This is a genomic window from Streptomyces sp. YIM S03343 (assembly GCF_054729195.1).
Window position 1 is genome coordinate 183,728 of the sequence record NZ_JBPUKX010000002.1, and the last position, 26,135, is coordinate 209,862.

Genomic DNA, 26,135 nt, shown 5'->3' on the forward strand with positions numbered 1-26,135 from the left:
CCTTTCTGCAGGGTCACCAGGCGCCCTGGCGGACGAGGTGGCGGCGGAGCTTTCCGGATGGTGTGCGGGGCAGCGAGCCGACGAAGCTGACGCTGCGGGGGACCTTGAAGGCGGCGAGCTTTTCCCGGGCGAGGCAGATCAGTTCGGCCTCCAGTCCTGGCGGGATGGGGGTGACCGGGACGACGAACGCCCGCAGTCTGCTCGCGCCGCGCGCATCGGTGACGGCGGCCACGGCGACCTCCCTGACCGCCGGGTGCGTACGCAGCAGCGCCTCGACCTCCAGTGGGGAGAGGGTGATCCCGCCGACCATCTCCATGTCGTCGGCGCGGCCCAGGTGCCGGAAGGTGCCGTCGGGTTCGCGGCGTGCCCGGTCCCGGGTGGCGAGCCAGCCGTCGACCAGGGTGCGGGCGCTGTCCTCCGGCCGGTTGAGGTAGCCGGGCATCAACGTCGGTCCGTGCACCCAGAGTTCACCCTCCTCGCCGTCCGGCACGGGCTGCCCCGAGCCATCGCGCAGCTCGACCTCGAAGCCGGGGACGGGGCGGCCGACGGTGCCCGGGTGGTTGTGGCTGAAGCTGTTGGCGCAGAAGGCGTGCCCGGCCTCCGTGGAGCCGATCTGCTCCAGGACGGGTGCGCCGAGGAGCTCGGTGACCCGCGCCCCGAGCCCGGCGGGCATGCCCTCGCCGGCCGAGACTGCGGCGCGCACGGAGGCGAAGCAGGCGCTGTGCCCGCTGCCCCGGTCCGCGACCAGGGCGGCGTAGGCCGAGGGCACGGAGTAGAGGAGGGTGACCCGGTGGCGTACGACGAGGTCGTCCACGGCCGCGGGGCCCGGCCGCCGGTCCACCAGGACCGCGGAGGAACCGGAGAACAGCGGGAAGGCGAACGCGTTGCCGAAGCCGTAGGCGAAGTACAGCCTGGACACCGACAGCGTGACGTCGTCCTCGGTGATGCGCAGGAGGCGCCGCGCGATGAGGTCGTGGTACGCCTTCGGATCGCCGTGGGTGTGGACGACACCTTTGGGGCGGCCGGTGGTGCCCGAGGTGTACTGGATGTACAGCGGGGAGTGGGCGTCGGTCCGGTGGGCACCGGTCAGGGGTGCGGCGGCGCGGGTGAGGGCGACCAGTTGGTCGGCGCCGAGACGGGTACGGCGCGGGAAGCGGTCGTCGAGGCCGGGGCCGGTCAGGCAGAGCACGGCCTCGGTGTCGTCGGCCATGAACTCCAGTTCGGATGGGGTGAGTTCGGGGTTGACCAGGACGGCGACAGCGCCGAGTCGGGCGGTGGCGAGGAACGCGGTCACCCAGGCGATCGAGTCGGGCAGCGCGAGCAGCACCCGGTCGCCGGGGCCGACGCCGTGGTCGGCGAGCACGGTGGCGGCACGGGCGGCCAGGTCGTGCACCTCGCCGTGGGTCCAGGACCGGTGCCCCTGGTGGAAGGCCAGCCGGTGGGTCCAGCCGCGCCGCCGGGCGAGTTCGGCGAGCTGGGCCGCGAGGTTGCCGGGAGCGTCGGTGTCCGCGGGTGCGTCGCTGTCGCCGGGGGCGTCCGTGTCGGCGAGGGCCAGCGTGGACCGGGGGGTGGTCATCGGGCCGCCTCCTGTTCCGCGGTTGCCGGGGCGGTGGTGTGCTCGTGATAGGCGCGCAGCGGGGCGGCGGTCTTCAGCAGCATCTCGTCGTACTCGGCAGCCGGGTCGGAGCCGAGGACGATCGCGCCGCCCGCGCCGAGGTGAAGCTGCCCGTCGGCGATCACGGCGGTGCGGATGACGATGTTCAGGTCGGCGCCGCCGCTGCACCCGAGGTAGCCGAGCGCCCCGGCGTAGACGCCCCGGGCCTCGGTCTCCAGGCCGTCGATGATCTCCATGGTGCGCAGCTTCGGCGCGCCGGTCATCGAGCCGCCCGGGAAGCAGGCGCGCACGCAGTCCACGGCGTCCGTGTCCGCGCGAAGGCGTCCCTCGACGGTGGAGACGAGCTGGTGGACGGTGGCGTACGTCTCGGTGGCCATGAGCCGGGAGACCCGGACCGTGCCCGTCTCGCAGACCCGGCCGAGGTCGTTGCGCAGCAGGTCGACGATCATCAGGTTCTCCGCGCGGGTCTTCTCGTCGGCGGCCAGCGTGTCCCTGAGGACCGCGTCCTCCTCCGGACCGGCGCCGCGCGGTGCGGTGCCCTTGATGGGCTTGGCCTCGGCGACGCCGTCCCGGGTGATCCTCAGGAACCGCTCCGGGGAGGATCCGGCCACGTCGAGGTCACCGAAGCGCAGGTAGGCCGCGTACGGGGAGGGGTTCACCCGGCGCAGCGCCTGGTAGAAGGCGTACGGGTCATCCGGTGCGGGCATCCGGGCGGCGTTGGTCAGGCAGATCTCGTAGCTGGTGCCGGCCTTAAGCTCCCGTCGGCAGGCCTCGATGTCGGCGAGGTACCTCGTGCGGTCGCGGTCCAGCCAGGGCTCGGCGGAGCCGGTGGGCTCCCCGGGCGGCAGGTCTGCGGCGGGCTCGTCCTTCCCTGCCACGAAGGTGAGTCGGGCCGTGACGGCATCGAGCCAGTCGGCGGCCTCGCGGGCGGCCTGCGGGTTGTCCTCGGCAAGGCAGACCGCGTAGGTGAAGCCCTCCTCGTGGTCGACGGCGACCAGGCGGTCCGCGAACAGCCAGCAGGCGTCGGGGGTTCGGGCGCGGGGGCGGTTCGGGGAGCCGCAGTCGGCCTTCAGCTCGTACCCGAAGTAGCCCACGTATCCGCCGGTGAAGTCGAAGGGCAGTCCGGTGGCGTCGATGCGGCGGGTCGCCAACTGCCGCTTGAGGTAGTCGAAGACACTCGCGCGGACCTTGCGTGCGGGCTGTCCGGGCCGCTCGACCTCGCAGACGCCGGCCTCGACGTCGTAGCGCATGTACTCCGTGAGCGGGCCGCTGTCGTCCCCGAGGAAGGAGAAGCGGGAGAGGCCCGGTTCGACGCGGGAGCTGTCCAGCCAGATGGCGCGCGGAGAGCCGGCGTACATGCGGGTGAAGGCCGTCTCGGTGTCCACGGCGCCGGGGATGCGGCGGAAGTGGAGCCGGTGGGCGGTGGGCGCGGAGCGGCGGGGGCGGGGAATGGCGGCGGCGGCCGGTGTGCCGTTCCCGGATCCGGGGCGCGGAACGGGGAGGGCGGACGCGAGGACCGCGGTGTTCTTCGTACGGGGGCTGCGGGCGCGCTCGGCGGTGAGATTGCGGAAGTTGACGAGCATGCGGTGGCCGTAGTCGGTGAGCACGGACTCCGGGTGGAACTGCACGCCCCACACCGGGCGGGCGCGGTGCCTGAGGCCCATCAGAACACCGTCCTCGGCCCAGGCGGTGGCCTCCAGGGTGTCCGGGAGCGGCCCCGCGACGGCCAGGGAGTGGTAGCGGACCGCGGTGAAGTTCTGCGGCAGCCCCTGGAAGAGGCCGCGGCCGTCGTGCCGGACGGTGGTGAGGTGTCCGTGCCGGGGCTGCGGCGCAGGTCCCACCCGGCCCCGCTCCCCCACGGCGATGCCCTGGTGGCCCAGGCAGACGCCGAGCACGGGGACCGTGGCATCGGTTATGACCTGGGCGGCGATGCCGAAGTCGCGCGGTTCGGCCGGGTGCCCCGGTCCCGGCGAGATCACGACGTTGTCGAATTCCCGCAGGTCCGGAACATCCCCGGGCAGGGTGTCGTGGACAATCACCGTGGGTTCCTCACCGTTGACCTCGGCGATCAGCTGGAAGAGGTTGTACGTGTACGAGTCATAATTGTCGATGAGCAGGGTTTTCACCCGCCGCCCACCTCCCTTGTGTCGTTCTCGGGGCCTAGGCAGTCCGCCGTTTGTGTCGTCCGCGGAGCGCCTGCAGCGGCGGGTACAGCCATTTCTTGAAGAAACGCTGGAGCCGCGGCATCAGAATCCAGGTGACGAGTGCGGTCACACAGAGACAGAGCAGCAGAGTACGGATGAGTGGATTGAGGCTGCCGAGATAGGGAAGCACGGTCAGATTGAATAAGAGCACGGGTGGAAAAACCGCACTCATATTCACGAACCACAGTTTCCATTTCGCCGGCGGCGAGGGTGCGGGCGGGCTCGGCGCCTTGGGTGTCTGGGAGTCGAACCAGGCCTTGGAGCCGTGCACCGTGCGGCGCCCGGTCTCCCGGGCGAGGCCCTCGGCGTGCGCCGCCCAATACGCCCCGGCCAGGGAGTTCTCCCAGGTCCGGGCATCGCCCTCGGTGTCGAAGCGGTATACCACATGCCACTCCTCCGCTGCGTCGACCAGTACTCCGCCCCCGAGAAAGCCCTGCTGCTGTGCGCTCGCACGCAGCACGGCCCACCCCCACGAGTGGAAGTCGGCTTCACGACCCGGCACCATCTGATACGCGACGGTGACGGTAACGGGATTGCTGGTCACCCCACCCGATACGCACCGCGGACACAGCGCGTTCAAATCTTCAACGACTTTCTTTCACGTGTCCGGATCGGAATATTTTGCCGCCTTACATCACCTTGGCGGCTTCTGTCGACGAGCGTTCGCAGCAACTTCCCGTAAATTCCGGGAAGCGCTTGCACAACCGATGGAAATGATTCCACCGCCGACATCCGCCCACCCATCGGTAAATCGATCGGAGAACATCCGTGTCCCGGTGCGACTGACGGATGGCCCACTAAGGAATAGACCGGTGCGGGCCATGCGACGGCTGCCCTGCTCGCCCCGTACCGGAGCCCGTGGACGATCAGAGTTACACCGTTTGCAAGGGCACGCGGCACAAACGCTGGCCGGCCACGTTCCCCTTCGGGCAGGGCGGCGATCTGGCCGGCGTCGTGGTGGAGGCCGGTGAGCAGGTGCGCGGCTTTGCGGTGGGCGACGAGGTGCTGGGCTTCACCCACAACAGGGCGAGCCACGCGGAGTTCGTCGTGGTCGACGACGTGAATCTGACCTCGCGTCCGGAGGGGCTGTCCTGGGACGTGGCTACGGCGAAGGCGTGGCAGCGTGCGCGGTCGTGCTCGGCGAGCTGGCCCGGCTTGCCGCCCGCGGGGATCTGGAGGTGCCGATCACCCGCACCTACCCCCTGGAGCGCGTGCGCGACGCGTTCCGCGAACTGGAACGGGGGCACGCCCACGGCAAGATCGCGCTCCGGCCGTAGGCCGTGCCTTGACCGCCCGCTCCCGCCTGCCACATCCGTCTACCAAGAAGCGGTCGGGGAAGACCGCACAGCGGCCGCGGGCACGGCAGAGGGAAGGGACCCGGTGCCGTCTCGGCCTGCCCGGCGAGGGCTACTCGCCGGACGGGAAGTTGTAGCTGCCCGGGACCGTGGTCTTCTGGCCCGCCGAGCCGTAGACGATCGCGATCTCCTGGTGCGAGCCGAGCTTGATCGCGCCGGGGTTGCCGCTGTAGTCCTTGCCGTTGACGTACACGTGGAGTTCCTTGCCGTTGCCGGCCTTCAGCCCTCCGATGTTGTGAGCGGTCAGCGCCACGTTCCACTCGGTCATGAACTGGGCGAGGGTGAAGTCCGCCTTCTTCGGCGACTCGATGTGGATGACGCCCGATGCGTCATGCGTGTGCAAGGGGCTCACGCCGTGCGCCTCGTCGATGCCGATGTCGGACGGCACGGTCACAGCCTTGCCGTCGACGATCACGTCGAGGTGCGAGTGGATGTGCAGCACTTCACCCTCGGAGCCGAGCAACGACAGCCCCGCCGCGTCCGCCCGGGCGGACGGATTCCCCGGAGCGGCCCACGGCGGGTCGGCAACGGCACCCTTGGCCTGGGTGATGGGATGGGCCGGAATCTTGTCGGCACCCGACGCCGCCTGCCCGCCGGTCCCGCTGTTGCTCAGGGCTATCGCACCGGCCACCACGCCGCCGATGAGCACCAGTGCGCCGGCAACGATGCCGGTGCGGCGCACCAGCGTTCGTCGGGCCTGATCGCGTTCGGCCTGCCGACGGGCTGCCGCCACACGGGCGCGGCGGCCCGGGTCTTCCGCCTTTCGGGGGCCGTTTCCGCCCTTTCTGTTCTTGCTGCTCATGGTGGTGGGAGTCCGTTCAGCCGAGCTAGATGAAACGTTACGCCAGACCCATCCGGAGGTGCACGGTATGCGCGGTGCGCGCCGTGTGCGCGGTGACCATGACACCCCCGGGAAGGGTCTTTGAAACCTCAATCAATGCCGGACGATACGCCCAATAATTTGAATGTTCAAATTTTCCCGGGTGCTCTGGACCACGGAATTTTCGGCCGTCCACTGTCCGGCCCCCGGCCCGGATCGGTGTGCATCAGGCCGGCAGGACGAGGCTGCGGCGCCGGAAGGACATGAAGCCCGCTGCGGCGAGGGCCACGGAGACCGCGAGCAGGGTGATGACGGGGGCGGCGGTGATGCCGTCTGCGGGGGCCTTCGGGGTATGGGTGAACGGTGAGACGTCCTGCATCCATTGCGGCAGTTTCACGTTCGGCGCGAACATCGGCCCCAGCAGCAGGGACCCCAGGAGGACCGACCAGGAGGCCGGTCCGGCCCAGCGCGGCAGCAGCCCGGTGACCGCGATCACGAGGGCGCCGATCGCCAGGATCGCGGGAAGCTGGACGAGAACCGCCTCGGTCATGGCGCGAAGCTGGGCCGGGGTGTCGCCCAGCACCCGGCCGGCGGTCAGTCCCATGCTGACGGCGAAGACCAGGAGAAGCCCCACTGCGCCGACCGCCGCATTCAGGACGTGGCTCACGACCCACCGGGGCCTGCTCACGGAGGACGAGAGGAGGGACTCCAAGGGGCCCTCGGCCTCTTCGGCGCGCATGCGCAGCAGCATCTGCACGACGTAGACGGCGACGGCCATACCGGCCATCTCGGCCACGGACGTGAGGTAGGCGTCGACGATCCGGTCGGTGCCGCCCATGTGCGTGTACCACTCGAGGGCGGCGCCCTCGAGGTTCTTGACGTCGTCGGCGACGGCGCCCAGGACCGCGCCCAGCGTGACCATGCCGATCGCCCACCCGAGCAGTGTGCCGCGCTGCAGACGCATGGCCAGGCCCAGCGGACTGAGGAGACCGGGTGCGGCCGCGGCGTGCCCGCGCCTGTCGGGGAGTACGCCCCTGCCGACGTCCCGCCGTCCGGCGAGCGCGCACGCGACGGCGAGCAGGACGGCCAGGAGGACGGCGAACAGCGCCAGCGGCCACCAGCGCCCGCCGTCGAAGGGCCGCATCTGCTGACCCCAGCCCAGCGGCGACAGCCAGGCCGGCCACGAGCTCTCCGCCCACAGGCCGCTCGCGTCGACGCTGCCGAGCATGTTGCCCACACCGGCGAGCAGAAAGGAGATCCCCAGCACCCCGGCGGCGAGACCATTGGCCCCGCGTGAGCTCGACGAGAGCTGCGCGGTGACCGCGGCGACGCCGGCGAAAGCGGTGCCCGCGGCGCCGACGGAGACCCCTGCCGTGAACGACGCGGCCACCGGCTGGCCGTTCACGATCATGGCCAGTCCCGTCAGTACCGCCAGCGCGATGTTCGCGCAGACCGCCACGACGACAGCCGCGGCCAGGGACGCGTACCGCCCCGTCGAGGAGGCGCCCACCAGTTCGGCGCGGCCGGTCTCCTCGTTCTGCCGGGTGTGCCGGACGACGGCGAGCGTGCTCATCAGCCCGGCCAGGACCGCCAGAAGCATGTAGCTCCGGAGCATCGTGTAGCCGCCGACGCTGGCCCCGGAGGCCAGGCCGAAGATGCGCAGTCCGGGGTTCCCCGCGGTGAACTCGGTCTCCTGGACCAGATCCGCCTCCTTGAGCCCGGCCGCCATGGCCGTGAACCCGGCCATCAGGGCGGCCAGGCCCAGTGCCCAGGCGGGGAGCGCGAAGCGGTCGCGCCGCAGCGCGAGCCGGGTGAGAGCGGTCGTGCCGGTAAGCGCGGTCATCGTGAACTCACCGGCTCTGCCTGGGCGGTGTCCGCTGCGGCCCCGGCGTCCGGGGCGGTGGTGGCCGCGTCGTCCCCGTAGTGGCGCTTGAAGATCTCTTCGAGGGTGGGCGGTGAGCTGGTCAGGGTGCGTATGTCGTACGCGACGAGGTGCTGCAGCACACGATTGAGCTCACCGGGGTCGACTCCGAAGCGCGCACGACGGCCGTCGGTGCTCACGTCGTGCACCCCGGGCAGCGTGCTCAGCGTGCCGGCCGGCTGCGCCGTCTCGACGACGACGCTCGTACGCGTCAGATGGCGCAGCTGGTCGAAGGTCCCCGTCTCAGCGGTCCGACCTGCGCGGATAATGGTGATGCGGTCGCACAGGGCCTCGACCTCGGCCAGGATGTGGCTGGACAGCAGCACCGTGTGGCCGGCCTGCCGCGCCTCTTGGACCACGTCCTGGAAGACGGCCGCCATCAGCGGGTCCAGGCCGGAACTCGGCTCGTCGAGGAGGAACAGCTCGGCGTCGGACGCGAAGGCCGCCACCAGGGCCACCTTCTGCCGGTTGCCCTTGGAGTAGGCGCGGATCTTCTTGGTGGGGTCGAGCTGGAAGCGTTCCAGCAGGGTGGCGCGGCGGGCCGGGTCGAGACCGCCCCGCAGGGCGCCCAGCAGATCGATCACCTCGCCGCCGGTGAGGTTGGGCCACAGATGCACCTCGCCCGGTACGTAGGCCATACGGCGGTGCAGCGCGACGGCGTCGCGCCATGGGTCCCCTCCCAGCACGGTGACATCCCCGCCGTCCTTGCGGAGCAGGCCCAGCAGGACCCGGGTCGTGGTGGTCTTGCCGGCGCCGTTCGGTCCCAGGAAGCCGTGCACCTCTCCGGTCTTGACGCTCAGGTCGAGCCGGTCCAGGGCTCGGGTCGACCCGAACGTCTTCACCAGGCCGGACACCGAGATCGCTGTACTCACGTTCTGTCACCTCATCACGGAATTCCGCAACACGGAATGTATGCCGTACATTGAGTGTACGACATATACTGCGTCTACACTATAGATCGTGGATGGGATCGAACGGACCGAGACGGCGAACGAAGGGCTGCCCAGCGGCCTGAAGCGGCTCTGGGGATCCGACGAACGACCCCAGCGCAAGCCCAGACTGGGACTCAGCCTGGAGCGCATCGTTCAGGTCGCGATCGGACTGGCCGACGCCGACGGTCTCGGCGCGGTCTCGATGAGCCGCGTCGCCGAGCGCCTCGGGTTCACCACGATGTCGCTCTACCGCTACGTCGCCGGCAAGGACGAGCTCCTGCTCCTCATGCACGACGCCGCATGGGAGCCGCCGACCGTGCTCGACGTCCCCGACGACGACTGGCGTACCGCCCTGGACACGTGGGCGCGGGAACTGCGGGCCTCCATGCAGCGCCACCCGTGGCTTGAGCGCATCCGGGTCACCGAGCGGATGGGCACCCCCAGCCAGCTCACCTGGCTGGACCGCGGCCTGCGCGCGCTGGCCGGAACACCTCTCGGCGAGTTCGAGAAGACCCAGATCCTGCTGCTGCTCAACGGACACGTGTTCGCGGACGCCCGGGTCCTGGCCGACATGCAGGACGCCGCGCGGGAAAGCGGTGTCCCGGTCGCCGAAGGGGCGGCCTCCTACACCACGGCAATGAGAGCCCTTGCCGACGCGGAGCGCTTCCCCGCACTGCGCCGGGCGGTGGACGCCGGCGCCTTCGACCCCGGCGAGGCCAGGCGGTTCGCCGACCCTGATTTCCTGTTCACCTACGGCCTTGAGCGCATCCTCGACGGCGTCGAATGCGCGATCCGGCGGCACGCCGGGGAGGCTGCGGAAGGCTGACGCCACCCGGCGCGCAGCGGTGTTGCCGCCCCGAGGGGGCGTGAAGCGTTCGGTAGGGAACCCGGGCTCTTTGCCTGCCGAACCGACAGCGGTGCCCGCCGCCCTGGGAGGGCTGCGAGCACCGCTATGGGTGAACCGTACGTCGGCCGGGACGGTCCCGAGAGCGTCGCCTGAGTCAAGCGCTTGTCCGCCGAGAAGCGCTGGGCCCGCGACGTCTGCTGTTCCGGGGCCGGACGGTCAGCTGGTGAAGGTGAACCAGTTGATGTTGGTGAAGTCCGAACCGCTGCCTGAGGAGAAGACCAGATAGACGTCGTGGACGCCGGTGGCGGAGGCGACGATATTGGCGGGAATGGTCTGCCAGTTCTGCCAGCCGCCGTTGTTGGCGAAGTTGATCTCGGCGATCTTCGTGCCGCCGGTGCTGTCGAGCCGCACCTGGATGGCGCCGCTGATGCCGGCCGCGGCACCCGACGCCAGCCGGGCCTTGAACTGGTTCGGGGAGGCCGAACCGAAGTCGACGGAGGAGAACTTCAGCCAGTCGCCGTTCGAGATGTAGCCCACGTCGCTGCCGCCGCCGGAGTCGGAGCAACTCTCGGTGGTGGTCCCGCTCTGTGCCGAGTAGGACTCCGCCTGGATGGTGCTGTAGGCGCTGACGCCCGAGCCGCCCCCCGATCCTCCGCCGGAGCCGCCGGCGCCCAGGGTGATGGTCCACGAGGTGGGCGCACCGTCCTGGATGTGCCCGTCGACGGGGGCCGCACCGGTGGGGCCGACGTCGTCGTAGGGGAAGGCGTAGCCGATGCTGGCGTACTTGTGGACGAGCCGTGCGTAGTGGTTGGTGATCGAGTCCTGGTAGTACTGCGAGGGTGTCACGCCGTCGGGGTTGTTGTTCCCGCCCGAGACCAGCAGCGAGCTGCGGTTGATCGCGGCGGCGAGCCGGGCGGCGATCGCCCCGCGTGCGTCCCCGCCGGAGTTGTAGAGCGGACCGGACGCGCAGCCGAAGATGTCGACGGCGCTCGGCTTGGTGAACGGCACGCCGTTGGTGTTGAGGCCGGAGAAGACGATGGCGTTGCCGGAGACGGTGCCGGTGTAGGAACCGATGCTGCCCTGGCCGTTGATGGTCAGCGGGGTGGAGGCGTAGTGGCTCCAGACCCGGTTCAGGTAGTCGTCCCAGTAGCCGCCGAAGTCCACCGGCGAGTGCGAGGGCGCCATGACGCGCAGCACACCGCCGGAGGAGTCGCTGACCACCAGCCTGTCCCAGGGTGCTCCGTCGGAGGCGTGCTGTGCCTGCAGGCCGGAGGCGATGGAGGCGAGGGCGCCGGAGGGCAGCGGGCTGACGGACTGGTTGCCGCCGCTGCCGGTGCTGGACATCGAGATCGGCAGCGCCACCATGTCCACGTAGGAGATGTTGGCGTAGAGGTTGGCGCTGTTGAAGGTGAACTCGCAGAACGTCCAGTTGGTGGACCAGTTGGGGTCGGAGCTGACCAGCGCCGGCTGCACCACGCCGGGCACGGTGCCCGGGTTGACGAAGAACTGGAGCTTCTTGCCGACCGAGAACCAGACACGTCCGCCGATGACGTAGTTGGTCAGGTTGACGGTCGTTGCGGCCGAACCGGAGGCGCCCAGCGGGATGGAGTAGTCGGCGATGGGGGTCACCGCGGACGACGGGTTGGGCAGCCGGTTCAGGGTGCCGTTCGCCGAGACGAAGACCGGCCAGCCGCTGCTGTCGGTGCCGGATATGTAGGCGTAGACGGTGCCTTGGCCGGAGTTGTTCGCCAGCTTGATGGGGAGCGAGACTCCTGCTGCCGCCGCGTTGGAGGTGAGGGGAGAGAACGGACTGAGCGCTGCGGCGGTGCTGACGGCACCGGCCGCGGCCAGGAAGGAACGTCGGGAAACCACAGGCCCTCCATGAGGGGTGATGGCCCGTCAACATCATTGACGGTGGGGGGTGTTGTCCCGTGTGGGGTTCTGTTCGAGGCTGACGTTATTGGACTGGACCAATACGGTCAAGTAACGGAACCGTTGCTTCCCCGCAACAGCACCCGTACCAGAAGGTGAAGTTTCCGGTGGCGGACGGCCGCCGGGAACCGTCGCCGGGCGCAGGAAAGTAGAGGGGACCGGAAGGCGGCCGTGCCGGTTGCGCAGCGGCACGACCGCCCGGGGACCGGGTCAGCAGTACAGGTTGGCGCCCGCCGAGACGCCCAGGATCTGCGTGAACTGCTGGTACGCGCTCACACGGCTCTGCACCTGCGCCGGGTTCTTGCCGTCACACTCGAGGGAACCGTTGATGGAACGGATCGTCTGGCCGAAGCCCGCGCCGTTGACCATGGCGTTGTGCGGGGTCATGGTGCCGGGGCCGGACTGGGTGTTCCAGTACCACAGGGCCGTCTTCCACGCCACGGCGGCGTCGGTCTGCACCAGCGACGGGTTGTTGAGCAGGTCGATGCCGAGCGCATCGCCTGCGGCCTTGTAGTTGAAGTTCCAGCTGAGCTGGATGGGGCCGCGTCCGTAGTAGGCCGATTGACCGGCCGGGCAGCCGTACGGCTGGCTCCAGTCGCAGTAGTGCGAGTAGTTGGCGGTGTTCTGCTCGACGACGTAGACCAGTCCGCCCGTCTCATGGCTGACGTTGGCGAGGAAAGCGGCCGCCTCCTGCTTCTTGGTCTCGTCGCTGCCGGTGGTGGCGAAGCCGGGGTAGGCGCTGAGTGCGGCAACGAGACCGCTGTAGGTGTAGAAGCTGTTGCGGCTCGGGAACATCTGGTTGAACTGGGCCTCGGAGACCACGAAGTTGCCGACGGGTGTGGTGGTGCCGCCGTCGCAGTTGTACGGGTCCCAGTACCAGGTGCTGATGACCGGGTCGTAGCCCGGGTTGTCGTGCTCCGCGATGTACGTCTTGCCGTCCGTGTAGCGGACGATGTCACCGGTGGCGTACGCCTTGCCGGCCACCCAGCTCGGGTAGCTCGCGCAGGTGCTGGAGCCCGTGCCGCTGTCGCAGCCGTACGGCTCCCAGTACCAGGTGCTGATGACCGGGTCGTAGCCCGGGTTGTCGTGCTCCGCGATGTACGCCTTGCCGTCCGTGTAGCGGACGATGTCACCCGTGGCATACGCCTTGCCGGCCACCCAGCTCGGGTAGCTCGAGCAGGTGGCGGCGGACGCGCTGCTGGTCGGCACCAGCACGGGTACGGCGGCGGAGAGGGCGAGCACGGTCATCACCGCGGAGATACGGCGCCTCGACACGGAATCAACTCCTTGACGGAGAACGGCCGTACCCGGCGCGGGCAGGACAGAGCGAGCCTTGTGCGCGTACCGGTGGGACAGGACGCGGCGCGGGGCCGGCCGTGGTGGGGGGTGTGAGGCACACCCAACCGCATTGGTCTGTACCAGTCAAGGCGTAGACCGATCAGCGGCAGAGAACGGGCCAGGGCGGCAGAGCGGTCAACTGGGCAGAAACGGGGCTGTGTTGGGCGGACAGGTCAGGAACCCGGGTCCTTACCGCTTCGGGTCTGTCGTGGGGGCGGACTGGGTGCGGATGGCGGCCCAGCCCAGCGGCAGGACCAGCAGTCCGACCAGCGGCGCGGCGATGCTCCACCACGCCGCGACGGCCAACGGCCCCGCTCCCGACACCAGCAGGACCACGGCGAGGGCCCGGGACCGGCGAGCGGTGGGCAAAGCAGCGAGGATCAGCAGGGCACCGGTCAGGCCCAGGGCGCGGTCCACGCCGTGTGCGGCGAAGCCGATCCATCCGTACAGCGCGGCCAGTATCGCCGTCAGACCGGTGCTCCACCAGGTCCGTAGCGCGTCGTTCATCGTGCATTACCCCTGCGAGTCAGGTGAGTTGGGCGTCTTCGGCCGGGCGACGAGGGCTGGCCGCCACATCGACGGTGGGACGGCCGATCCGGAATGCCATCAGCGGATGCCATCCCTTCGGCACCAAGCGGGCCATGGCGTCGGTGAACCGGGGAGTCAGCCCGGCGGAGTCCTCCCTGTCGATGCGTTCCAGTACCTGGTTGAGCGGCTGCACACCCAGCCCCCGGGTGGTGGCCCAGAGATGCGTGCGCTGCCAGATCCGGCCGGTCTCGAGGCGCTGGACGGCATCGAGGCGGTCGCGCACCATCAGGATCCCGAACGCCGCCGCGGTGGCCACCTGGCTGTCCCGGGTCGCCCGCAGCCATCCGTCCTGGTTCTGCTTGCGCGAGGTGCCGAGCAGCTTGGCCGCCGCGCGGATCAGCGGTGGCTGTCCCGAGGCGTCGATCGTGATGCCGTCCTTGCGGGACTGGATCTGCTGCCAGCCGGTGCGGTACCAGGCATAGTCGTCGGCGGCCTGCCGCGGGTCGGCGATGATCGCTTCCGTTGCACGCACGGTGAGTTCCCCGAAGACACGCTTGTCCGCCTCGGTCGTGAGCCAGAGCAGGCGGACGGAGCCGGAGCCGATCAGGCCGTGCACCCCGGCAAGGACATCGGCGGAGAGCGGGCGTCCGGTGTCGTAGGCGCCCCGGTTGGTGTGCCTCTTCGGAACAGCGGCGAACAGCGGCGAGTGCGCGACCGGCGCCGGGCTCAGGGAGATACGCGCAACATGGCTGCTCCGCGCGGGGTCAGGCATCAGCACGACCGTCGGCCTTCTGCCGTTGGGCAGCCCTGCCAGCACCACATTCTCCAGGGCGCAGCCCAGCGACAGATGCATCTCGCGCCGCAACGGATCCATACTGCCCATACCGCGTTCCAGATCGGCGTACAGGTCGATCTGGTCCCGGCCGACTCGGAAGAGCCAGGGCTGGGTGTTGTGCGCGCTGGCGGCCAGTACCCCCGCACGGACCAGGTTCAGCACCTCACGACCGGGAGGGTTCCACCGGTCCCAGGCCGCGTAGGCCGGCCCGGTTCCGGTGGCGAACACTCCCTCCTCCACCGCCCGCCAGGTCAGACCCCCGGCCCCGGCCACTGCGGCGGCGCCCGCGGTCAGGCCGACCATACCGATCACCCGGCGCCTCCCGACCGGCTTGTCGTCAACACGGCTGCGCTCCACAACCCCTACTCCTCTCCCGCAAGACGGTGCCGGGCGTCTGCGACGCCGGCCTCACCGGCCTGCGAACCGCCTGTCATTCCGCTGCTTCCGCCCTTGCCCGGTTCGGGAGCCGACGCCTGCCACTGCCGCCGCCCGAGGGCGGTCAGATGCGGCTCCAGTGCCACCAGAATCAGATCCGCCCCCTCGGCGACCTGCTCCGGATCCTGGGGATCACCCACCACATCCAGAAAGGCCAGCCAGTTTTCGGCGATCAGCCACACGGCGATCCCCAGACGGCGAAGCGTGCCCGGTGGGCGCGGCGGACGCACCAACCCGTGTGCCACCAGTTGCTCCGCGTAGTCCAGCCACTGGACGAGCCTTCGCTCGTACACCTCGCGGTAGTCGGCGCACAGGTGCGGATCCGCGCGCAGCAGCGCGAGCCGCTCCCGTTCGAAGAACCGGTACCGCCAGGCCAGCGCTGCCCCCTCGGTCACGCTCTGTCGCAGCGCCACAAGGCCGACTTGTGCGTCCGGGGCCTGGCGCCACCGGTCCTCGTGCGCTGCGGCGTACCGGGCGTGGAGTTCGCGGATGATCTCCTTTTTGTCGGCGAAGTGGTAGTAGAGGTTCCCCGGGCTGAGCCCGGCCGCGGCAGCGATGTGGTTGGTGCTGACCGCGGCGGTGCCCTCGTCGTTGAACAACTGATGCGCGGCGTCCAGGATCCGGCCCCGGGTCGCCTGCGATTTCGTGCCCGAGGCCGCGCGCGACCTGGCACCCTCCAACTTCTTTGAGCTCACACTCTAATTAGAGCAAAAACTCAAAACATGCGCCACAACGTCGTCGCGCTGGCGGCGCGCGAGACGAGGAATGCCCCCGCGGGTCACAGGTCGGCGCTGTCGGCGACGCGGGTCAACTGGTGGAGACGGAGCGCAAGATGGGTTTCCAAGGCCCTGGCGGGCGTGTTCCAGTCGGGCCCGAGCAGGTGCGCCACCCGGTCGAGGCGCTGCACGACCGTGTTGACGTGGACGTGGAGGGCGTCCTTGGCGCGGGAGAGGCTGGCTCCCTGGTCGTAGTAGGCGTGGAGCGTGCGCAGCAGCTCGGTGCCGCGCTCGGCGTCGTAGGCCATGACGGGTCCGAGGACGCGCTCGACGTACGAGCCGACGTCGGCCCGGTCGCCCAGCAGGACGCCGATGAAGCCCAGGTCGGCGATGTCAGCTCCCTCGCCGGTGCGGTCGAGGGCATGGAGCGCCCTGAGACAGCGCACCGCCTCGGCGTGGAGGGCTGCGTGGGGCTCCAGTCCGCACCCGGGGCCGGCGGCGCCCACGGTGACGGAGGTGCCGAGGGTGCGGGCATGGTCCGCGGCGAGGGTGCGGGCCAGGGTGCCGGGCTGGTCGCAGGGAGCCAGCAAGACGATGTGGCCGTGTCTGGTCCCCGCCAGGCCGCCGAGCCTGCGGGCCGTGCGGGTGGTCTCCGCGGAGAGCCGGGGGCGCAGCGGCGGCTCGCAGTCGAGGACGGCGACGACGTGGGGGCGGGCGAGGTCGACTCCGAGACGCCGGGCCCGCAGGGTCAGGCTTCCGCCGTGCCGGCGTAACGACGCGGTGGAGCCGGCGAGAAGATCGTCCAAGAGTTCGCCTCGCACCCGGTCCTCGGTCTCGGCGACGGACCGGCGCATCAGGAGCAGCATCGCGGTGACCAGCGCGGCGCGCTCGAACAGCCGCCGGTCGGCCTCGGAGAGGTCCGCCCGTCCAGTGAGCACGATGCTGCCCAGCGGCTCGGTGCCCGCCAGCACGGCGCAGGTCCAGACGTCGTCCGTGTGGACCGCGCGGCCGTCGGCATGCGAAGCCGCCAGGCTGACGGCGGAGGGTGTGACCGGCTCGGTCCCGGCCCGGGCCAGCTCACTGCCGTCGATGTCGTGGACGGCCACTCCGCCTCCGAGCAGCGCCGCGATCTCATCTGCTACCTCGTCGATGCCCGCACCGCGCAGCACCAGTTTGGTGAGGCGGTCGTGGGCGTCGGAGGCCCGGTGCAGCGCCTCGCTGTGCACCCGGGCCGACGCGTTGGCGTCCTCGAGCCGGGTAAGGGTGTTGCGCGTCTCCTCCAGCAGCCGGGCGCTGTCGATCGCTACGGCAGCGTGGTCGGCGAATGAGCCGAGCAGGGCGATGGCGTCGGGAGTGAACTCGCGCGGGGTGCGGTCCGCCGCGAACAGCACCCCGATGATCTCCTCGCCCACCCGCAGCGGAACGCCGAGGATCCCGCGCAGCCCTTCTTCGGCCACCCCGTCGTCGATCGCCCCGGTGTGCCGGAAGCGCTGGTCGGTGGCGTAGTCCGTACTGGCGTAGGGGCGGGCGGTCAGCGCGACCAGCCCGCCCAGGCCCTCTCCCATGCCCAGTCGGAGCTGCTGGAAGGCCGCGGAGACGGATCCGTCGGTGACGCGCATGAACGTGTCGTGCGCGGTCGGATCGTTGAGGGTGAGATAGGCGACGTCGGCACCGAGCAGGGTGCGGGCCCGCCGGACGATGGCGCGCAGCACGGCGTCGAGGTCCCGCAGGCCGGCCAGATCGCCCGCGGTGTCGAACAGCGCCACCAGTTCCGCCTCCCGGCGGCGGTGCTGGTCGAGTACCCGCCGCACGGACAGGGCGGCGCCTGTGCTCTTCTCGATGTGGACCATGTCCGCCGGGTCGGCTCCGTCGGCACGCGAGCGGGCCGGCTGGAGGGCGAGTTCCTCCGTGGGAGCGTCGGCGGCGAGGAGGTCCAGCAGGCGACGCGCGGCCGCCTCGGCAGCCGTCGGCATCCGGGCGTCGGCTCGGCGGTCGGCGGTCATCGGGCCTCCTCGCGGGCGGGTGTCGCGGTGTCCGGCGACGCGGGCCGGGTCTGCCGCGTTCCTCGCACATCATCGCGGCAGACCGGGCGGTTCACGAGAGCGGCGGCGTCACTGCCGGGTCGACCGCGGGGGCGGCGGGGGCGGCGGCCGGCTCTCCGTCCCGCGAGCGGGCCAGGTCGCGGCCCAGGGTCTCCCGGGTGATCGCCACGGTGACGGTGGTGACCACGGCCGCCCCGCAGAGGTAGAGGCTGACGGGGGTGGCGGAGCCGTAGTCCTTGAGGAGTTCGACGGCGATGACAGGGGCGAGAGCCCCGGCGAGGATGGAGGCGAGCTGAGAGCCCACCGATGCGCCGGAGTAGCGGACCCTGGTGTCGAACATCTCGGAGATGAACGCGGCCTGCGGCCCGTACATCGCACCGTGCAGCAGCAGTCCGACGGTGACGGCCAGGGTCATCACGGGGAACGACGTGGAGTCGAGGAGGCCGAAGAAGGCGAACGCCCAGACGGCCATGCCCACGGAGCCGATCAGTGTGACCGGCCGCCGGCCGACGCGGTCGGACAGCGCACCCCATGCGGGGATCGTGACGAAGTGCACGGCCGAGCCGATCAGGACCGCGTTCAGTGCGGTGCTCTTCGGAAGGTCCAGGTGCTCGGTGACGTACACCAGGAGGAAGGAGGTGAGGATGTAATACGAGATGTTCTCGCCGAACCGCGTGCCGATGGCGGACAGGACCTCGCGCCAGCTGCGCCGGAACACCTCGACGACCGGAGCCTTCTCCTTCACGCCCCGCGCCGCGGCCGCCTCGGCTTTGGCCTGCTCGGCCAGGAACACCGGGGACTCGGACAGCGAGAGGCGGATCCACAGGCCGACCGCCACGAGGACCCCGGACAGCAGGAACGGGACGCGCCAGCCCCAGGACCGGAAGGCCGCGTCCGACTGGAACGCGGCGAGCAGCGCCAGCACTCCGGTGGCGAGCAGGTTGCCGCCGGGAGCACCTGTCTGCGGCCAGGACGCCCAGAAGCCGCGGTTCTTGTCGCCGCCGTGCTCGGAGACGATCAGGACGGCCCCTCCCCACTCGCCGCCGAGGGCGAAGCCCTGGATCAGACGCAGCACGGTCAGCAGGACCGGCGCTCCGGCGCCGATGCTGTCGTAGGTGGGCAGCAGGCCCATGGCGAAGGTCGCCCCGCCCATCATCAGGAGGCTGACGACCAGCAGTTTCTTGCGGCCGATCTTGTCACCGAAGTGGCCGAAGACGATCCCGCCGAGCGGCCGGGCGGCGAAGCCGATGGCGTATGTGACGAAGGCGAGCAGCGTGCCGACCAGCGGGTCGGCGCTGGGGAAGAACAGCGTGCTGAAGACGAGGGCGGCGGCCGAGCTGTACAGGAAGAAGTCGTACCACTCGATGGTGGTGCCGATCAGGCTCGCGGCGACGATGCGGCGGATGCCGCCTCGCGGTGTGCTGGTGTCAGCCATGGATTCACCGGTTTCACGAACGGGGCGGGGCAGGACGGGTGGTACGGGGACGGGGCTGGGCGGGACGGGTGGTACGGGGACCGTGCGCGGCGGTGCGGCGGCGGTTCAGCTCGCGGACCAGCCGCCGTCGAGCGGCAGGGAGGCGCCGGTGAGGTGGCCGGTGTGGGGGCCGCACAGCCACAGGACGGCGGCGGCCACCTCCTCGGACTCCAGGAGGCGTTTGACGGGTGAGCGGGCCAGCAGGACGTCGGAGAGCACGTCTGCCTCACTGATGCCGTGGGCGGCGGCCTGGTCCCGTAACTGACCCTCGACAAGGGGGGTCCGGACGTACCCGGGGTTGACGCAGTTGCTGGTCACTCCGTGAGGGGCGCCTTCGATCGCGGCGACCTTGCTCAGCCCTTCCAGGGCGTGCTTGGCGGCGACGTAGGCGGACTTGTAGGCGCTGGCCCTCAGTCCGTGGACGCTGGAGACGTTGACGATCCGTCCCCAGCCCCGCGCGTACATGTGGGGCAGGACCCGGCGCATCAGCAGGAACGGAGCGGTGACCATCACCTTCTGGATCAGTTCGAACCGCTCCGTCGGGAACTCCGTGAGGGGGGCCACGTGCTGGAGGCCGGCGTTGTTGACGAGGATGTCGACCCCGGGCGGCAGGAGATCGACGGCTCCCCCGTCCGCGAGATCGACCACGTGCGCCTCACCGCCTGCCATCTCCGCGACTGCCTTCGCCGCCGCGGCATCCCGGTCGGCCACGTGCACAAGGGCCCCAGCCTGCGCCAGAGCGAGCACACAGGCCCGGCCGATACCGCTGCCGCCGCCGGTCACCAGAGCCGCTCGCCCGCTCAGGTCGACCGCGGCGCCGGGGGGCGGCAAGGGAGCCGGGGCGGAAAACGTGTTCGTCATGGCGGGAAACAGTAAAGAGAGGCGCGGTCTCCTCCCATGGGGGCGACAGCTACAAACCGTGCCCCGGAGGTGGTGTCCCTCACCATGGCGCGAACGACGGGTCAGGACGCGGACGAGAGGCGGGTGCTGTCCCGTCCGCCGAGGGGGCAGTCGTCCAGGAGGGTCGCGGCGTCCGCCCCCTCGGGCCGGGCGACGGTGCGGGAGGCGGGCGGCCGCCGGCCCGTGGTGAGCCAGCCGTCGAGCGCCGTGAACGCCGCCCGGTAGCACGGCGTGAGCGGACGCAGCCGGTCAGGGAACGTGTCGAACAGCGCGTCGGTGTGGGTGCCGCCGCCGATGCGGTAGTAGCGGTACAGCCTGCCGCGGCCGGCCTCGCGCACCATGCGGGCGTAGATGTCGGAGTCCTGACTGATCGGCAGCAGGACGTCCAGGGTGCCGTGCACGGTGATCAGCGGCTTGCCGATCCGCCCGGTGAGCGCGATCTTCCGAACCGCCTTCCTGACGCTGTCGGGGTGCACCGTGAGGTCGTAGTCGGTGTCACACTGCGGTGTGCCCGTCGCACAGTACGGGGTGCCCGCCTCGGTCGGCCCGTCGAAGCCGGGGTCCAGTGCCTCGCGGTAGATGCGCTGGGTCAGGTCCCAGTAGACCTGGTAGTGGTAGGGCCAGAGGAACTCCGACCCGGCCGGGAACCCCGCGGCGTGCAGGGCTTCCCGCGCCTGCTGTGCGCCCTCGCCCCCGGCGGCGTGGACGGGATAGTGGCGCAGTGCCTTGGGCAGGAAGTCCAGCAGGGTCGGCCCGTCGGAGCGCCACAGGGTGCCCTCCCAGTCGACGCCCCCGTCGTAGAGCTCGGGGTGGTTCTCCAACTGCCAACGCACCAGGTATCCGCCGTTGGACATGCCCGTCACCAGAGTGCGTGACAGTGGACGGTGGTAGCGCCGGGCGACCGTGGCCCGGGCGGCGCGGGTGAGCTGGGTGAGCCGGTCGTTCCACTCGGCGATGGCATCGCCCGGCATCTTCCCGTCCCGATAGAAAGCGAGGCCGGTGTTGCCCTTGTCCGTGGCGGCGTAGGCGTAGCCGCGGGAGAGCACCCAGTCGGAGATGGCGCGGTCGTTGGCGTACTGCTCACGGTTGCCGGGGGTGCCGGCGACCACCAGACCACCGTTCCACCGGCCTGGCAGGCGGATGACGAACTGGGCGTCGTGGTTCCAGCCGTGGTCGGTGTTGGTGGTGGAGGTGTCGGGGAAGTAGCCGTCGATCTGTATGCCGGGGACCCCGCTGGGCACGGTGAGGTCCTTCGGCGTCAGCCCGGCCCAGTCGGCCGGGTCTGTGTGTCCCGAGGCGACCGTGCCCGCCGTGGTCAACTCGTCCAGACACGCTGCCTGCTGGTACTCGGCACCCGGTACGCGCGCCTGCGCCAGGTTCTCGCAGGGGCCGCCTGGGTCCCTTGATGCGGCCGTGGCGGGTACGGGGGTGAGGACGAGGGCGGTCAGGGCGAGGGCCGCCGGGAGAACCCGCGGCCGACGACGTGACGGGGAACTGGAGGAAGAACGCATCAGTGTGCCTCCGAGATCGCGTGCAAGGACGCGCCGGAGGCTATGGCGTCGGTTCCCCCGGGCATAGAGGCCGGACCACCACCGTCCTTCTCCCGGCGGTGGTGGTCCGGGACACCACCCTGCCGGTGGGATCGGAACGGGACCTGTCCTGCGGGCTCCCGCCCTACACGCCCGTCGCGGACGCGGCCATGGATGGCGGTCACACAGAGCCCCCGCCGGCCCTGAGTGGCAAGCCCATGCCAACTTCGCCACGGGTGCCCCGATGATTCAGGCCACGCCGGTACCGGGCCCCGAACCGCTGTCGGCGAACGGCGAGTTCATCCATCAGGAGGCAGTCGTCATGGGACAGTCGCACCCCTCGAACCCCTCGAACCCCTCGAACCCCTCGGACCGCTCGGACCGCTCGGACCGCTCCGGCAGGGGCCGACGCTTCTTCGGAGGCATCCGCCGCTGGATCACAGCCGCCGCAGGGGCTCTGGCCCTCACGGGTGGCCTGGTCGCCATGGGCCCGCAGGCGTCCGCCGCGGGCCTGACCCAGGTCACGGGCTTCGGCACCAACCCCGGCAACCTCTCCATGTACACCTACGCACCCGACGACCTGCCGTCCGGTGCCCCGCTCGTGGTCGCCCTGCACGGCTGCACGCAGGACGCGGGCGACTACTACTCCCACTCAGGGTGGCCCAAGTTCGCCGACCTGTACGGCTTCGCCCTGGTCCTCCCCCAGACGAACCGCACCAACAACGCCAACTCCTGCTTCAACTGGTTCCAGTCGGACGACAGCACGCGCGGCCGGGGAGAGGCGCTGTCGATCAAGCAGATGGTCGACACAGCCGTCTCGCGGTACGGCAGCGACACCGGGCGTGTCTACATCACCGGTCTCTCCGCCGGCGGCGCCATGACCGCGAACATGCTCGCGGCCTACCCCGACGTCTTCGCGGGCGGCGCCATCGACTCCGGATTGCCCGCGTACTGCGCGGACAGCGTTTCCTCGGCGTACACCTGCATGTACAGCCCGCCGGACAAGGCCCCCGCCCAGTGGGGCGATGCAGTGCGCGCCGCGGCCCCCGCCGGCACCGCCTCCTGGCCACGCGTCGCGATCTGGCAGGGCACCGCCGACACAACGGTCCGGCCCGCCGACGCCGGCGAACTGCGCGACCAGTGGACCGACGTGTGGGGCATCGGACAGACGCCTTCCAGCACCGAGAGTCTCAGCGGCGGCACCACACTGAGCGTTTATGACGACGCCTTGGGTCGGCCCGCGGTCGAGGTCTATTCCGTCTCCGGCATGACACACGGGCTCGCGGTCGACCCGGGCAGCGGCACCGAGCAGTGCGGCAGCACCGGTACCTACTACCTCGACACCATCTGCTCCAGCTACCGCACCACCCTGTTCTGGGGTCTCGGCGGCGACGGCCAGGACACCGGAAACCTGTCCGCGCCGACGGGGCTGACGGTCACCGGGACCACCGCCACCACGGCCGACCTGAGCTGGAACGCGGTGACCGACGCCGCGTCGTACAACGTCTACCGCCGTGGAACGAAAGTGGGCACCACCACGTCGACCTCCTACACCGACACCGGGCTGGCCACCGGCACGACGTACAGCTACACCGTGGCGGCCGTGGACGCGTCGGGCACGGCGGGCGCGCCCTCCCCTGTGGTGGCCGCGACCACCACCGGGTTCACACCCACGTGCCACACGGCTGGCAACTACGACCACACCGTCGCCGGACGCGCCTACCAGAGCGGCGGCCGCACCTACGCCAAGGGCTCCGGCCGGTCGATGGGGCTGTGGAACACGTTCACCACGCACACCCTGGAGCAGACCGCGCCCGGTTACTACGTCGTCGCGGACTCCGGCTGCTCCGCCTGACCCTCACTTCGCCGCCCGGGCCCACACGGGGGGCGGGCGACACCTCGGCGGGGGTCGATGTGTGGATGACAGCCATGTTCGCGCATCGCCCCCACACCTAGGCTCGCTGCTCGTCGTCGGCACTGGCACCGGTTGTGACCAGCAAGTCTTCCCGGTCGCCCGAGAGAAAGGGGCCCCATGGGTCTGGACAAGACAGTCGCGAGCGCGGCGGAGGCGTTGGCCGACATCTCCGACGGCGACTCGCTCGCCGTGGGCGGATTCGGACTGTGCGGGATACCGGCCACACTGATCGACGCCCTGTGGCGGCGTGGGGTGAACGACCTCCGGATCGTCTCGAACAACTGCGGCGTCGACGACTGGGGCCTAGGCCTCCTGCTCGCCGCCGGGCAGATCTCCCGCATGACGAGCTCCTACGTGGGCGAGAACAAGGAGTTCGCCCGGCAGTACCTCAGCGGCGAGTTGGAGGTGGAACTCGTGCCCCAGGGAACGCTCGCGGAGCGGCTGCGCGCAGGGGGCGCCGGCATCCCCGCCTTCTATACCCCTGCGGGAACCGGAAGCCAGGTCGGCGAGGGCGGACTGCCCTGGCGGTACGCTGACGACGGCTCGGTCGCGGTCGCCTCGCCCGCCAAGGAGACGCGGGACTTCGACGGACGTCCGTACCTGCTCGAACGCGGCATCACCACCGACTTCGCGCTGGTCCGCGCGACGATCGGCGACCGGCACGGCAACCTCTGCTTCCGCTCCTCCGCCCGCAACTTCAACCCGCCGGCCGCCATGGCGGGCCGGATCACCGTCGCCGAGGTGGACCACCTCGTCGAACCGGGCGAACTGGACCCCGACGAGGTCCATCTGCCCGGCATCTTCGTCCAGCGCGTGGTCCGGGTGACGCCCGGCGACCCCGCAGCCGAGCGGCGCATCGAGCGCAGGACCGTCCGGCAGGAAGGCGACACCTGACATGGCTCTCACCCGCGAGCAGATGGCGGCCCGGGCAGCCCGGGAACTGACCGACGGCAGCTACGTCAACCTCGGCATCGGCCTGCCCACCCTCATCCCCGGCCAACTGCCGCCCGGCGTCGAGGTGGTCCTGCACTCCGAGAACGGCATCCTTGGTGTGGGCCCCTACCCTGCCGAGGACGAACTCGACGCCGACCTGATCAACGCGGGCAAGGAGACCGTCACCGCCCTGCCCGGCGCCTCGTTCTTCGACTCCGCCCTGTCCTTCGCGATGATCCGCGGCAACCACATCGACACCGCCGTGCTCGGTGCCATGCAGGTCTCCTCCTCGGGCGACCTCGCAAACTGGATGATCCCCGGCAAGACGGTCAAGGGCATGGGCGGCGCCATGGACCTCGTGCACGGAGCCGACCGGGTCATCGTCCTCATGGAACACACCGCCAAGGACGGCAGCCCCAAGCTCGTGACCGCGTGCACCCTGCCGCTGAGCGGCCGCGCCGTTGTCCACCGCATCATCACCGACCTCGCGGTCGTCGACATCACGCCGGACGGCTTCCTCCTCGCCGAGCTCGCTCCCGGCATCACCGCCGACGAGGTACGGGCCGCCACGGCCGCGGATCTGATCCTGCCGGCCGAGATCGGCACCGTACCGGCGGCTTGAGCAAAGCCCGGCCCTCGACCACCGGCCGAAACCGGTCGGCGGTGAAGCCGACGCAGGTCACAGCTGCTCCACCACCCGGCCCCGGCGCAGCAATCCCGCCCGCTGCACACCGCCCGCGGCACCCGTCATCACGGCGACCGGCGCCGCATGCGAAGCCCGCTGCGGTGGCGCTCGTAGGCCGCCCGTGTGGCATGCACGGCCGTATACGCCTTCGAGGTGTGCCGTTCCGTCCCCGTCACGACCCTTGATGCTTTGGTCGGAGCGCCGGGCATCCGACGGTTCCGGCATCTGCCCTGTTCCGTCCTGCGACCGTACCGGCGGGCCGACCGCCCTCGGCCTCCCCCTGTGTACCGCCCGCTCCCGGCGGGTGTGCCGCTTGAGACACCGAAGGAGAGACGAGATGGCAGCAAGGGCCGTCGATGGCCGCCACGTGATGGCCGAACCGCTTCTCAGAGGTCAGAAGGCGCTGGTGACCGGTGCCAGCTCCGGTATCGGCCTGGCTACCGCTGTCGCCCTGGGCCATGCCGGAGCGGACGTCGTGGTGAACTACATCGCCGGGCCGGAAGAAGCCGAAAGGGTCGTGGAGCAGATCAAGGGCCTCGGGGTCCGCGCCTACGCCCACAAGGCCGACGTGTCCGACGAGGACCAGGTGATCGACATGGTCGGGCGGATGGTCGAGGAGTTCGGCACCATCGACATCCTGGTGGCCAACGCAGGCCTGCAGCGGGACTCGGCGCTGACCGACATGACGCTCGCCCAGTGGCAGGAGGTCATCGACGTCAACCTGACAGGCCAGTTCCTCTGTGCCCGGGAGGCCGTCAAGGAGTTCCGGCGGCGCGGTGTGGTGGAGGAGGTGTCACGGTCCGCCGGGAAGATCATCTGCATGAGCTCGGTCCACCAGATCATCCCCTGGAAGGGACACGTGAACTACGCCTCCTCCAAAGGAGGCGTATCCATGATGATGCAGACCCTGGCCCAGGAACTGGCCCCCGAACGGATCAGGGTCAATGCCGTCGCACCAGGCGCCATCCGCACACCGATCAACCGCAGCGCCTGGTCCACCCCCGACGCCGAGGCCAACTTGCTGCGGCTCATCCCGTACGACCGGGTGGGCGACCCTGACGACATCGCCTACGCCGTCGTCGCCATCGCGTCCGATCTGCTCGACTACGTCGTCGGCACCACCCTCTATGTCGATGGCGGAATGACACTCTTCCCCGGCTTCGCCACCGGAGGCTGAGG

At 70.4% G+C, this 26,135-nt stretch carries 21 protein-coding genes and 1 pseudogene; 7 read left to right on the top strand and 15 right to left on the bottom strand.

Annotation, left to right across the window (positions count from 1 at the left end; all coding sequences use genetic code 11):
* Positions 1 to 13: 13 nt before the first annotated feature.
* The 3 genes from ACSYGN_RS36625 to ACSYGN_RS36635 are packed head-to-tail and all read right to left on the bottom strand — an operon-like array spanning position 14 to position 4,363.
* Complete coding sequence (locus ACSYGN_RS36625) at positions 14 to 1,576, bottom strand: AMP-binding protein (protein ID WP_460404329.1); 1,563 nt, start codon at positions 1,574 to 1,576, stop codon at positions 14 to 16.
* Positions 1,573 to 3,741, bottom strand: coding sequence for an aminodeoxychorismate synthase component I (gene pabB / locus ACSYGN_RS36630; RefSeq protein WP_460404331.1), 2,169 nt, complete (start codon positions 3,739 to 3,741; stop codon positions 1,573 to 1,575). Before pabB ends, ACSYGN_RS36625 begins: the two co-directional genes overlap by 4 nt.
* 34 nt (positions 3,742 to 3,775) lie before the next feature.
* On the bottom strand, positions 3,776 to 4,363 hold the full coding sequence (locus tag ACSYGN_RS36635; RefSeq protein WP_460404333.1) for a hypothetical protein: 588 nt from the start codon (positions 4,361 to 4,363) through the stop codon (positions 3,776 to 3,778).
* 314 nt (positions 4,364 to 4,677) lie between these two features.
* Between ACSYGN_RS36635 and ACSYGN_RS36640 the strand changes: the two are divergent.
* Together ACSYGN_RS36640 and ACSYGN_RS36645 are read left to right on the top strand one after the other, a co-directional pair.
* Positions 4,678 to 4,776, top strand: a pseudogene (locus tag ACSYGN_RS36640) (hypothetical protein); the annotation flags it as partial.
* A 158-nt stretch (positions 4,777 to 4,934) separates the two neighbouring features.
* Positions 4,935 to 5,096 (top strand): zinc-binding dehydrogenase, encoded by a 162-nt coding sequence (locus tag ACSYGN_RS36645; RefSeq protein ID WP_460404335.1) that lies wholly within the window; start codon positions 4,935 to 4,937, stop codon positions 5,094 to 5,096.
* Between the two features lie 130 nt (positions 5,097 to 5,226).
* On the opposite strand, the gene ACSYGN_RS36650 is transcribed toward ACSYGN_RS36645, so the two are convergent.
* The 3 genes from ACSYGN_RS36650 to ACSYGN_RS36660 all read right to left on the bottom strand — a co-directional run bounded on the left by ACSYGN_RS36650 (position 5,227) and on the right by ACSYGN_RS36660 (position 8,787).
* Entirely contained in the window at positions 5,227 to 5,976 is a 750-nt protein-coding gene (locus ACSYGN_RS36650; protein WP_460404337.1) for a hypothetical protein, read from the bottom strand.
* 244 nt (positions 5,977 to 6,220) lie between these two features.
* Positions 6,221 to 7,837 carry an ABC transporter permease gene (locus ACSYGN_RS36655; RefSeq protein WP_460404339.1) on the bottom strand — a complete coding sequence of 539 codons (1,617 nt, stop codon included), beginning with the start codon at positions 7,835 to 7,837 and terminating at the stop codon, positions 6,221 to 6,223.
* Positions 7,834 to 8,787, bottom strand: a complete 954-nt coding sequence (locus ACSYGN_RS36660) for an ABC transporter ATP-binding protein (RefSeq protein WP_460404341.1) — start codon at positions 8,785 to 8,787, stop codon at positions 7,834 to 7,836. The genes ACSYGN_RS36655 and ACSYGN_RS36660 overlap by 4 nt, the downstream gene beginning before the upstream one ends.
* An 88-nt stretch (positions 8,788 to 8,875) precedes the next feature.
* Between ACSYGN_RS36660 and ACSYGN_RS36665 the strand changes: the two genes are divergently transcribed.
* The gene (locus tag ACSYGN_RS36665) at positions 8,876 to 9,673 is read left to right on the top strand and encodes a TetR/AcrR family transcriptional regulator (RefSeq protein WP_460404343.1); all 798 of its coding nucleotides are present in this window, start codon (positions 8,876 to 8,878) and stop codon (positions 9,671 to 9,673) included.
* 237 nt (positions 9,674 to 9,910) lie between these two features.
* On the opposite strand, the gene ACSYGN_RS36670 is transcribed toward ACSYGN_RS36665, so the two are convergent.
* The 9 genes from ACSYGN_RS36670 to ACSYGN_RS36710 all read right to left on the bottom strand — a co-directional run bounded on the left by ACSYGN_RS36670 (position 9,911) and on the right by ACSYGN_RS36710 (position 21,405).
* A complete protein-coding gene (locus ACSYGN_RS36670) occupies positions 9,911 to 11,566 on the bottom strand; it encodes a beta-1,3-glucanase family protein (protein ID WP_460404345.1) in 1,656 nt (551 codons plus the stop codon).
* Positions 11,567 to 11,836: 270 nt separating this feature from the next.
* Positions 11,837 to 12,901: a glycoside hydrolase family 19 protein gene (locus ACSYGN_RS36675; protein WP_460404347.1), complete on the bottom strand. Its 1,065-nt coding sequence runs from the start codon at positions 12,899 to 12,901 to the stop codon at positions 11,837 to 11,839.
* A 252-nt stretch (positions 12,902 to 13,153) separates the two neighbouring features.
* Positions 13,154 to 13,471 carry a hypothetical protein gene (locus tag ACSYGN_RS36680; RefSeq protein WP_460404349.1) on the bottom strand — a complete coding sequence of 106 codons (318 nt, stop codon included), beginning with the start codon at positions 13,469 to 13,471 and terminating at the stop codon, positions 13,154 to 13,156.
* 19 nt (positions 13,472 to 13,490) lie between these two features.
* Positions 13,491 to 14,684, bottom strand: a complete 1,194-nt coding sequence (locus ACSYGN_RS36685; RefSeq protein ID WP_460404351.1) for an Acg family FMN-binding oxidoreductase — start codon at positions 14,682 to 14,684, stop codon at positions 13,491 to 13,493.
* A gap of 5 nt (positions 14,685 to 14,689) precedes the next feature.
* Complete coding sequence (locus ACSYGN_RS36690) at positions 14,690 to 15,457, bottom strand: TetR/AcrR family transcriptional regulator (RefSeq protein ID WP_460404353.1); 768 nt, start codon at positions 15,455 to 15,457, stop codon at positions 14,690 to 14,692.
* Positions 15,458 to 15,540: 83 nt separating this feature from the next.
* A complete protein-coding gene (locus ACSYGN_RS36695) occupies positions 15,541 to 17,481 on the bottom strand; it encodes a helix-turn-helix domain-containing protein (RefSeq protein ID WP_460404355.1) in 1,941 nt (646 codons plus the stop codon).
* A gap of 91 nt (positions 17,482 to 17,572) precedes the next feature.
* Positions 17,573 to 18,955 carry an MFS transporter gene (locus ACSYGN_RS36700; protein WP_460404357.1) on the bottom strand — a complete coding sequence of 461 codons (1,383 nt, stop codon included), beginning with the start codon at positions 18,953 to 18,955 and terminating at the stop codon, positions 17,573 to 17,575.
* 105 nt (positions 18,956 to 19,060) lie between these two features.
* The gene (locus ACSYGN_RS36705; protein ID WP_460404359.1) at positions 19,061 to 19,855 is read right to left on the bottom strand and encodes a 3-hydroxybutyrate dehydrogenase; all 795 of its coding nucleotides are present in this window, start codon (positions 19,853 to 19,855) and stop codon (positions 19,061 to 19,063) included.
* 101 nt (positions 19,856 to 19,956) lie between these two features.
* Complete coding sequence (locus ACSYGN_RS36710; protein ID WP_460404361.1) at positions 19,957 to 21,405, bottom strand: 3-hydroxybutyrate oligomer hydrolase family protein; 1,449 nt, start codon at positions 21,403 to 21,405, stop codon at positions 19,957 to 19,959.
* Positions 21,406 to 21,907: 502 nt separating this feature from the next.
* Between ACSYGN_RS36710 and ACSYGN_RS36715 the strand changes: the two genes are divergently transcribed.
* The 4 genes from ACSYGN_RS36715 (at position 21,908) to ACSYGN_RS36730 (ending at position 26,133) form a co-directional block, all read left to right on the top strand.
* Positions 21,908 to 23,278, top strand: coding sequence for an extracellular catalytic domain type 1 short-chain-length polyhydroxyalkanoate depolymerase (locus ACSYGN_RS36715; RefSeq protein WP_460405742.1), 1,371 nt, complete (start codon positions 21,908 to 21,910; stop codon positions 23,276 to 23,278).
* A gap of 177 nt (positions 23,279 to 23,455) precedes the next feature.
* On the top strand, positions 23,456 to 24,232 hold the full coding sequence (locus tag ACSYGN_RS36720; protein WP_460404363.1) for a CoA transferase subunit A: 777 nt from the start codon (positions 23,456 to 23,458) through the stop codon (positions 24,230 to 24,232).
* Position 24,233: 1 nt separating this feature from the next.
* Positions 24,234 to 24,893, top strand: coding sequence for a CoA transferase subunit B (locus tag ACSYGN_RS36725; protein ID WP_460404365.1), 660 nt, complete (start codon positions 24,234 to 24,236; stop codon positions 24,891 to 24,893).
* Positions 24,894 to 25,293: 400 nt separating this feature from the next.
* Entirely contained in the window at positions 25,294 to 26,133 is an 840-nt protein-coding gene (locus ACSYGN_RS36730) for an SDR family oxidoreductase (protein WP_460404367.1), read from the top strand.
* Positions 26,134 to 26,135: the final 2 nt, after the last annotated feature.

Bases quoted from the DNA above. Each gene is read 5' to 3' on its own strand.
- ACSYGN_RS36695 (WP_460404355.1), bottom strand. From the start codon at position 17,481: ATGACCGCCGACCGCCGAGCCGACGCCCGGATGCCGACGGCTGCCGAG.
- ACSYGN_RS36720 (WP_460404363.1), top strand. From the start codon at position 23,456: ATGGGTCTGGACAAGACAGTCGCGAGCGCGGCGGAGGCGTTGGCCGAC.
- ACSYGN_RS36715 (WP_460405742.1), top strand. From the start codon at position 21,908: ATGGGCCCGCAGGCGTCCGCCGCGGGCCTGACCCAGGTCACGGGCTTC.
- ACSYGN_RS36705 (WP_460404359.1), bottom strand. From the start codon at position 19,855: ATGACGAACACGTTTTCCGCCCCGGCTCCCTTGCCGCCCCCCGGCGCC.
- ACSYGN_RS36680 (WP_460404349.1), bottom strand. From the start codon at position 13,471: ATGAACGACGCGCTACGGACCTGGTGGAGCACCGGTCTGACGGCGATA.
- ACSYGN_RS36650 (WP_460404337.1), bottom strand. From the start codon at position 5,976: ATGAGCAGCAAGAACAGAAAGGGCGGAAACGGCCCCCGAAAGGCGGAA.
- ACSYGN_RS36625 (WP_460404329.1), bottom strand. From the start codon at position 1,576: ATGACCACCCCCCGGTCCACGCTGGCCCTCGCCGACACGGACGCCCCC.
- ACSYGN_RS36710 (WP_460404361.1), bottom strand. From the start codon at position 21,405: ATGCGTTCTTCCTCCAGTTCCCCGTCACGTCGTCGGCCGCGGGTTCTC.
- ACSYGN_RS36700 (WP_460404357.1), bottom strand. From the start codon at position 18,955: ATGGCTGACACCAGCACACCGCGAGGCGGCATCCGCCGCATCGTCGCC.
- ACSYGN_RS36730 (WP_460404367.1), top strand. From the start codon at position 25,294: ATGGCAGCAAGGGCCGTCGATGGCCGCCACGTGATGGCCGAACCGCTT.
- ACSYGN_RS36655 (WP_460404339.1), bottom strand. From the start codon at position 7,837: ATGACCGCGCTTACCGGCACGACCGCTCTCACCCGGCTCGCGCTGCGG.
- ACSYGN_RS36725 (WP_460404365.1), top strand. From the start codon at position 24,234: ATGGCTCTCACCCGCGAGCAGATGGCGGCCCGGGCAGCCCGGGAACTG.